Source organism: Halomonas sp. DQ26W (assembly GCF_003339685.1).
Taxonomy (GTDB): domain Bacteria; phylum Pseudomonadota; class Gammaproteobacteria; order Pseudomonadales; family Halomonadaceae; genus Halomonas.
In genome coordinates, this window is the sequence record NZ_QPKI01000053.1 from 1 (window position 1) to 5,095 (window position 5,095).

The window sequence follows — 5,095 nt, forward strand, 5'->3', positions numbered from 1 at the left end:
GCTACTACAACGAGCTGCTGCTCACCCCCGCCGACACCGCCTGGCGCCCCGAGCCCGACCCCAAGCCCCGCGTCGACGGCCCCCAGGTCGCCTTCGTGGTCGGCCCTGAGGGTGAGGAGATCCACTGCGACGAGCACGGCCGGGTCAAGGTGCAGTTCCCCTGGGACCGCTACGCCGAGCCCGACGAAACCGCCAGCGCCTGGCTGAGAGTGAGCCAGGGCTGGGCCGGTGGCGGCTACGGCAGCATCGCGATTCCCAGGATCGGGCACGAGGTGATCGTGTCCTTCCTCGAAGGCGATCCGGATCAGCCGCTGATCACCGGGCGCACCTACCACGCGGTGAACACCCCGCCCTACGCCCTGCCCGAGCACAAGACCCGCACGGTGATCCGCACCCAGAGCCACAAGGGCGACGGCTTCAACGAACTGCGCTTCGAGGACGAAGCCGAGCGGGAACAGATCTGGCTGCACGCCCAGAAGGACCTGGAGCTGCTCACCAACAACGACCGCACCGAGGAGATCGGCAACGACAGCTTCCTCACCGTGCACAACGACCGTATTGGCGAGGTCCACGCCGATGACCACCTGACGGTACACGGCCAGCGGCACACCCAAATCGACGGCGACGACCACCTGATCGTCGACGCCAGCCGCCACGAGAAGATCGGCCGCGCCCAGCTGGTCGAGGCCGGCCAGGAGATCCACCACAAGGCGGGCATGAAGGTCGTGATCGAAGCCGGCGCCGAGATCACCCTCAAGGCCGGCGGCAGCTTCATCAAGCTCGACCCCAGCGGCGTCACCATCGTCGGTGCCAGCGTGAAGATCAACTCCGGCGGTAGCCCAGGCTCCGGCTCCGGCCAGGCGGCCCAGGCGCCGGCGTTGCCGCGGGAGGCAACGGGCGAGTCGCATGAGATCGTCGCCCCGATCAACCGTCCGGCTCAGCTCAAGGCACTGCTCAAGGCCCCGGCCAGCTGCGAGATATGCGAAGAAGTAGCCAATGGTCAGGGAAGCCGCTGAAATGGGTAACTTACGGGAGGCCACCCATGCGCTGGTGGATGGTGTGCGCTATTCCCACGCCTTCGAGCGCCTGTACAGCCGGGACGATATCGCCGACATCGAGCCGCTGTATTTGACGACCCGCTGGGCGTCGTTGGCAGAGCAAGGTCCTATTCTAGTGCGCCTGCGTGGTACGGGGCTTCCTGATGAGGTGTTACGTGATGAGCAGGGGGAGTGGCCAAGAGCTCTGACGTGGCTGCAAACTGATGCAAGCAGTGCGGAATTAGCTGACCACTTGCGCCAGTTCGTTACGTTCAGAGGGACAGGCCAGCATGAAAAGCTGCTGCGCTTTGCCGACCCTCTCGTGACACGCCACTGGCTGGCCAGTCATGGCAACGCGGTGCCTGCAGACGTCATGGGCTCTGTTCATAAATGGTGGGTCGCAGAATGGTCGCCTAGCTGGGGAGTGGCCTCGGTACTGGCCTGGCATGCCTTTCAGTCCGATGAGAGCTCCCGGTTCGGTGAACACGATGAGCGCCCGCTGCAAAACGTCCTGGGGGCGCCCCAACTCGCGGCATTGGAAGCGGTGACGCGCTGGCAGTTCAAGGAGCAGCTGGCCGAGCACTTCCAAGATAGTGCCAGCCAAGCCTGGCAGGCGCTGCCCCCCGAAGGCCGGGGGGAGTGGATGGATGCGCGTATCGATGATGCGATGGCCTGGGGAGCCTCGACCGAGCGGCAGATAGCAATCTGGCTCGATCTGAGCCTGCACTGGGGCGAGAACTTCATGAGCGCTAGTGACGGATTATATCTCCATTGGATTGCCCGCACCGCACAAGCCGCGGGGCTCTCCCGCCAAGAACGGCTCTACGCACTCGATGTCTGGAGCCGAACGCCCGAGGCCATGGCCCTGCAGGGCAAAGCGAGCTCACGAACAATATCTGAAAACGAGGTTTCCGATGACTGACAGGGACGTCCAGAGTCAACGACGCGACGCTCGATTCGATGAATCACCGCTGGGCGGCGGCATGTGTCCGCTATTGCTCGATGTCGCTCTCTTTCCCGTGCGCTACGCCATTGATGAAGCGCCGGGCCAAGCTGGGGAGCCGGCCCCCCACCCCCTGGCTTCACCCTGGCAGGGCCCGAACTATCCCGAGCTGCAGACTCGCAGTTACACGCTGCGCCAACTGCGCGATGGTTGGGTGTACGTCTGGGTCGAGGAAGAGGGCGAGCAGCGCATCGATGAGCATCGGGTCGAGGGCGCTACTTTTGGCGGGCAGCCCCATTTGACCTACTCCACCCAAGCACGGCTTGCCCTGGCCTATTCCCCGGTGCAATGGACCGAACGCATCCAGGCCTACATGCTTGCCGATGCGCAGGCGCGCCAGCGCGTGATGCGCTCCGTCGACTTGCTGGCAGCATTAACGGGCACGGCTCAGCCGGGTGGCGCTTTCCCTGCCAACGTCGGCCCTATCACCCAGCTTGCCGAGCACGTGGCGGATGTCACGCCCAACGGAGCCGTCGATGGGTTTACCTCAACCACCGTCTCTACTGCCGAGCGTGAAGAGAGTGAGGGAGAGGAAAGTGACGATGGCCTTTACGAAGTTCTCTCCGTCAAGCCGGAAATCACTCAGGACAGCGTTCTGGCCCAAGTAAAATGTCATGACGAAGCGCTCTTCGTCGCACTAGATGACGACCTTGGCATCGTCAACGATCTGATCATGGCGTTATTGGGTCGGGAAGCGGAGCTGGAAGCCTTCCTCGACGAAAATGGCCACAAACTGGAAACAGCCCTGGTGACCCAGGCCTTGTGTGGCCCCGACGACAGCGACTTGCCAGAAGCGGTACGCAACGACCCTGAGATGTCTCGTCAGGCTCAACGACTTCTTCAGCAGCGGCTGGAGGCTCAGGAGGCGCAGGCGCTGTCCACCGCAATTAACCGGGGCTCACCCTTTGGTCGGGCCGGTTCTCCATTGCAGCGTCAGCATGAGGAGCGCATCGCCGCAATCGACTCCAATCTGGCCGCCATGGGGATCGAACCGCCGAGCCGCGATGAACGAGACGCATGGCGGAGCAAACGGCGCTGGCGAGGCGATGTCGACTATGCCGGTGTCGTAAAATTCATCAACACCGAGCAGCCGCGTTTGGAACGGTTGCAAGCTCATGCAAAAGCCAATCTCGAAGATGTCATCGTCTGGTTAGAGCGACTGCCCACGGATGGTGAAAGCCTCTGTTTCGACCTTTGCGACGAAGAGCAATCGCAGACTTTGTTGGAATTCGCCGCTCTGGTCAGTGAAGCCTTGGGGGCCACAGAGCAGGGACGGCAGTGGCTCACCGACACCTTCCGGGAGCGTGACAGCCTGATCGGTACCGGGCTCTTCAACTTTTCGCCGGCGCTGGCTGCGGCCCTTGATAGTATCGCTCAGCAGTGGCTAGAGGGAGGAGCGGATGGCGCTGGCGGGCTTGGCGTCATGCCAAGCGATGTGGCTGGCTTTGCCGGCAACGTCGATGCCGTATTGAGTCTGGAACATGTGCAACAATCGGCACTGTTCCTGGCATTGGCCCAGCCTGTACAAGATACGTTTTCCACATTGCAGAAGGTGGCAGCAGGCGCCGGTAGGCAAGTATGGGAAGCGCTTGCCTATCAGGCGTTGCCTGCAGCTGGTGCCGGGGCTCAGGTGGCCGCGCAGCAAACCGCCAGGGGGGCCTCGATTGCCCTGTTGGCGGCCTTCGTTCACCCTGATAATCAGGGGACTTTCTTGCAGCGCAACGACGGGGCCATGGCTCAGCAGCGCCACTGGCGTGCCGGTATGCTTCGCCTGTCGATACAAATCAAGGCCCAACAGCTTTTGCTGCGTGCACCGATGTCGCCTGGCCGGCGTGCCGAGGTGTTGCGCACGCTTGGTTCGCTCGAAAACGACCACCAGGCTTTGGCGCTGCAAGAGCCGAAGCGCTTTACCGCAGGTCCTGCCCAAGGCGCTGCGGCGCCGCTTGCTACATTGGGTTTCGATGAGCTGCGCGAGCAGCATCGCCTACGCATGCAGCGCGGTGCAGGTAGCGTTGTGGCGGCTCGGCAGCGCATGGCTCAGTGGATGGAGAGTCGAGGCATTGGCGGGTTGCCGCTGCTTATCGCCGCACTCAATCTGGTCAACGTGGCCGACAGCATCCGCAATGCACAACGAGACGGCGTGGACCAGGCAGACTTGAGCAAGATCGCCAGCCAGGCCAGCTACGCCAGCGCCGCAGTAATGGCGCTATGGGTCATCCCCTATTGGCAACAGCATGCCAACCAGATGGTCTCGCTGCGTGGAACAACGAGGAAAATAACCGGGGCAGGAATATCCAGGTGGCAAGCTGCCGGGCAAGCTAGCACGGCACGAATCTTAGCGAAGTTATCCAACCGCGTCGCGGGTATGGCCGCTTTTGCTGCTATCGGGGCGGGAGTTGAGTCATGGTAGATTTGGCAACAAACCAGTCAAACCAGCAGCTCAGAGGAAAAAAATGCCCTATGGGCAAAATTGGGAGCGACGGTGGGTATGTCTGTTATTGGCAGTGCTCAACTAGGTGGGGCCCTGCTAGGTCGCTGGTTTGCCTTTGGCTGGATTCTAGCCCCTTGGGCTAGTTGGGCCCTTCTGGCTCTAAGCGTTGGCTATTTGGTTGCTTCCATGCTTGCCGAGCACTATCGCCGTGAAGGCGTTCGTCTATGGCTCTATCAAAGCACATGGGGCAACGCCAACAAGTGGTCCGATAGCGATGCTGACCGGGTTGCTGAACTGCGCGCTCTCAATGAAGCTCTCTTTGCTCCCTCGCTCAAGCTGACGCCGGTCGTCAGAACCGAGTTCGATATATCACGAACGTCTTCTCAGTTTTCGCCTGGCACAAGGGTGGAAACGCTCCAGGGCTACTGGGTTCAACTGGCGCTGCCTGCTGCGATCGGTGGAGAGAAGGTAACGATCTCGCAGAGTGCTATGGGGGGTTTTTGGGCTTCGTCGGACAGCTTTGCTGAGCGCCCTGCCACCGAGCTGAGTCGAGAACTGCCAGAAGCCGCAACCTATGTCGAGGGCGACGCGCTGCGGGTGTGGCAGGCCTGGCTATCGGCCGAT

General features: G+C 62.0%; 3 protein-coding genes and 1 pseudogene. All 4 read left to right on the top strand.

The annotated features are described in order from the left end of the window. Positions 1 to 1,016 (top strand): type VI secretion system Vgr family protein (locus DU490_RS16750; protein WP_114575358.1); only part of this gene is annotated, 1,016 nt, incomplete at its 5' end. Then, the gene (locus DU490_RS16755; protein ID WP_114575359.1) at positions 997 to 1,959 is read left to right on the top strand and encodes a DUF4123 domain-containing protein; all 963 of its coding nucleotides are present in this window, start codon (positions 997 to 999) and stop codon (positions 1,957 to 1,959) included. The genes DU490_RS16750 and DU490_RS16755, both read left to right, overlap by 20 nt. Further along, positions 1,952 to 4,450: a toxin VasX gene (locus DU490_RS16760; protein WP_114575360.1), complete on the top strand. Its 2,499-nt coding sequence runs from the start codon at positions 1,952 to 1,954 to the stop codon at positions 4,448 to 4,450. Before DU490_RS16755 ends, DU490_RS16760 begins: the two co-directional genes overlap by 8 nt. A gap of 207 nt (positions 4,451 to 4,657) precedes the next feature. Beyond that, a pseudogene (locus tag DU490_RS16765) lies at positions 4,658 to 5,095 on the top strand (hypothetical protein); the annotation flags it as partial.

Coding starts and splice junctions, on each gene's coding strand:
- DU490_RS16755 (WP_114575359.1), top strand. CDS start 997: ATGGTCAGGGAAGCCGCTGAAATGGGTAACTTACGGGAGGCCACCCAT.
- DU490_RS16760 (WP_114575360.1), top strand. CDS start 1,952: ATGACTGACAGGGACGTCCAGAGTCAACGACGCGACGCTCGATTCGAT.